The organism is Rhodopirellula sp. JB055 (assembly GCF_043100905.1).
In the GTDB taxonomy this organism is placed as follows: Bacteria; Planctomycetota; Planctomycetia; order Pirellulales; family Pirellulaceae; genus Rhodopirellula.
In genome coordinates, this window is sequence record NZ_JBICHO010000534.1 from 1 (window position 1) to 2,819 (window position 2,819).

At 54.7% G+C, this 2,819-nt stretch carries 4 protein-coding genes; 2 read left to right on the top strand and 2 right to left on the bottom strand.

Features of this window, described 5'->3' with window-relative positions; genetic code table 11:
• The coding region (locus tag ACF8AM_RS20810; RefSeq protein WP_392557493.1) for a hypothetical protein at positions 1-263 on the top strand (263 nt) is incomplete at its 5' end.
• Entirely contained in the window at positions 259-834 is a 576-nt protein-coding gene (locus ACF8AM_RS20815; RefSeq protein WP_392557496.1) for a Wadjet anti-phage system protein JetD domain-containing protein, read from the top strand. The genes ACF8AM_RS20810 and ACF8AM_RS20815, both read left to right, overlap by 5 nt.
• On the opposite strand, the gene ACF8AM_RS20820 is transcribed toward ACF8AM_RS20815, so the two are convergent.
• Together ACF8AM_RS20820 and ACF8AM_RS20825 are read right to left on the bottom strand one after the other, a co-directional pair.
• Positions 826-1,521 (bottom strand): ion transporter, encoded by a 696-nt coding sequence (locus ACF8AM_RS20820; RefSeq protein ID WP_392557494.1) that lies wholly within the window; start codon positions 1,519-1,521, stop codon positions 826-828. The two genes, ACF8AM_RS20815 and ACF8AM_RS20820, sit on opposite strands and share 9 nt — an antisense overlap.
• 551 nt (positions 1,522-2,072) lie before the next feature.
• The coding region (locus ACF8AM_RS20825) for an alpha/beta-hydrolase family protein (protein ID WP_392557495.1) at positions 2,073-2,819 on the bottom strand (747 nt) is incomplete at its 5' end.

The window sequence follows — 2,819 nt, forward strand, 5'->3', positions numbered from 1 at the left end:
GGCTTATTCACCGTATGGACAGAGAAAATTTTAAGGTGCGCATCCACGAGGCGGACCTTATCGAAGTGGAGCGCGTCATGACCAGCCTTGTGCGGCGTTTCCTTTTCGGAGTGGCTGCCTGCACTGGGGCGATAATCGTGACCCTGTCCCCTTCGGAAAATAAGATCTTTCTAAGTGTTGTCATCGGTGGTCTCGCGCTCGTGGTGATCGCGTTGCTCTTGGCGCCAGTGCCTGGATCTGCTGCTGCCGCCCGACGCGATTGATTTTCGGTTTGGCCACGACCAATTCGAGCCTCGCTACGGGCTTCGCTACGCGCGTCCGCACTACATGTTGCGGGTCCTCGACGAGAAGTTGCAACGAGATCTGGGCTTGCCTTTCGATGAACTTTCCTTGCCCGCCGAATCCATTGGCAAGCTGCCGGCAAGCGACCTGCGAGTCATCATCGTCGAGAACAAAGTCAGCTTGCTCTCGCTGCCTCCGATGCGGCGGACGCTTGCCCTGGGAGGCCTGGGAAACGGGGTGACTCAGCTTTCGGATATCGCCTGGCTGTCGAAATGCGAAGTGATCTACTGGGGCGATCTCGATGCGGATGGCTTTCGCATTCTTGATCGACTTCGAGCGGTTCTGCTTCACGTGGAAAGCCGTTTGATGGACCGATCCGTCGTGGAGCAATTTGCTGGTCTAGCGACCGAAGGTAACGGGGGCGTAGCTCAAGCGGTCACGCATCTTTTTGAGAGTGAACTGCACTGCTATCACCACGTGTGCCAGAACAATCTTCGGATCGAACAAGAACACTTGCCGAGCGAGTTGATTCTGAAAGCACTCTCAGTCTGATTCTCTTGCCTTGGAAAGTGCGGATGCGATCAATCCAGCAGGGATCGACACGACCCCCAGTCCGACAAGCAGAACGATGAACGTGAAAATGCGGCCCCCGAGGGTCACCGGATAGATGTCGCCATACCCAACCGTGGTCAGTGTCGCCACGGCCCACCAAAGCGAATGAAACACCGAGGCAAACGCATCTGGCTGAGCCTCGTTTTCAAAATGGTAGATCCCAACCGCTGCCAAGTAGAGCACGATCACGGCGACCACGCCAAAGAGCACCAACTCTTCCCAAGCGATCAACAAGGCGCGATGAAACCTTCGCACAGCAGCGATGTATCTCGCGAGCTTCAGGATTCGAAACAGACGCAACAACCGAAATGCACGCATCGAACGCAGGTCAAATCCCAGCGAGAGATAATACGGCAGGATGGCGAGCAGGTCGATGACACCAAAGAAACTCGTGGCGAATTCGATTTTACGATCGGCCACGAACAGCCGGAGGAGATACTCGGCTGTGAAAACAACCACCGTTCCCAGTTCGATGAACCACAAGATCTGACGAGTCGTGTCGGAAAGTCCAGGAACCGTTTCAACCGAGAAATCAACCAACGAAACCACGATCAACACCTGCATCGTCAGGTCGAACGCGAGTCCAGCCTTGGTGTCCGTCTTCTCAACAATCTGCTTGAAATCCAATTGTCATTTCCTTTTCTCGGTGCACGTGTTGATTGCATCGCGACTCGACATTGGAATCTCATTGTCGCGTGAACAACTGGTGACGATGTTAAGTAGGTACGCAGGTGTCTTCGGGGTTGTGAGTCGCTTGACGTTCCACATGGTTGCTGCTCACAACTGGGGCCAACGCTGGGCTGCTCACTCTTTGGTGTTGACACGGATGATGCGTTGTCGGCTTCCGTTCTTTCGTACGCCCCAAAGGGGCACCCACAACACAGGGCGTTGCTTTTGAAGTTGCGTTTTTCTCGAAACCCGAAGCGTCAGCGAGGGAAAAACGATGTTGACTTCGCCTCGCTGACGCGTCGGGTTATGAAAAAATCAATGCCTCACTCAAAAGCACAACTTCAAAACTGATGCTTCGGGTTATGGAAAAAAACAATGCCTCACGCAAAAGCGAAACTTCAAAAGGCGGTGCCCCGGGCTGGCATAGGGCCGCCTCGTTGGGGCGAAGTCGAGGAACAAAACCTGCGCAGTCCCAAGCGGTGTCCATACCAAACATTCAGCAGCCCACGCTACTCCTCGGTTTCATCATGAGACACATAGTAGGAAAACGGACCTGAATCTGGGATCTCGTCGCTCAAGTATTTTTGGAACCCGGTGACCGTTCTGACCGTGACGGTCGGATCTCCGTCGACCACGACATGAACTTCAGAAACGTCTGGGAAACCACGCAGATCGTCTATCACATTGGACCGCGAGATGAGTTGGCTGTTGCGGTAAAGCTCCCCCTCCCCGTTGATGCGAAGTCGATACATGGGTTCGGTGGGCTCAAGATCAGAGTCTGAAGGAATCGAACTTGGGTCAAAGTCTGGGATCGGCGGACGGACGTCTTCAGTTGGTTTGGCGAAGTGTTCGCGGAGCCTGTCCAAATCGGTCCGCGACCAACCTTCGGGTTGAGTCACGGCAACCCAAGCATCGATGTAGCTCGACGGCGAATAGTTGTGCCCGTATCCAAGTGGAACGCTGGTTGCCATCGGCAAATCAAAAGCGATTTGCAGGAACGTCACGATGGGAAACCAGCGCAGTCCGGGCGAGACATCCGGTCCACGTGGTGCGGAAAGCCACTGCGGTTGGTTCCAGACCAATGACGGCGAGAACCAAACCATGGGGTCGCTGGCGTGTTGGATGTACACGTTCCGAATCGGCCCCCAAGGTTTGCCGGTGTCCAACATGTTCTGTTGCGCGGTGAAGCGGACCATCGATTCATTTCGAAAGGTTGGCATCCATACGGGCGTCCCTGGATTGCGAGAGCTGACAAT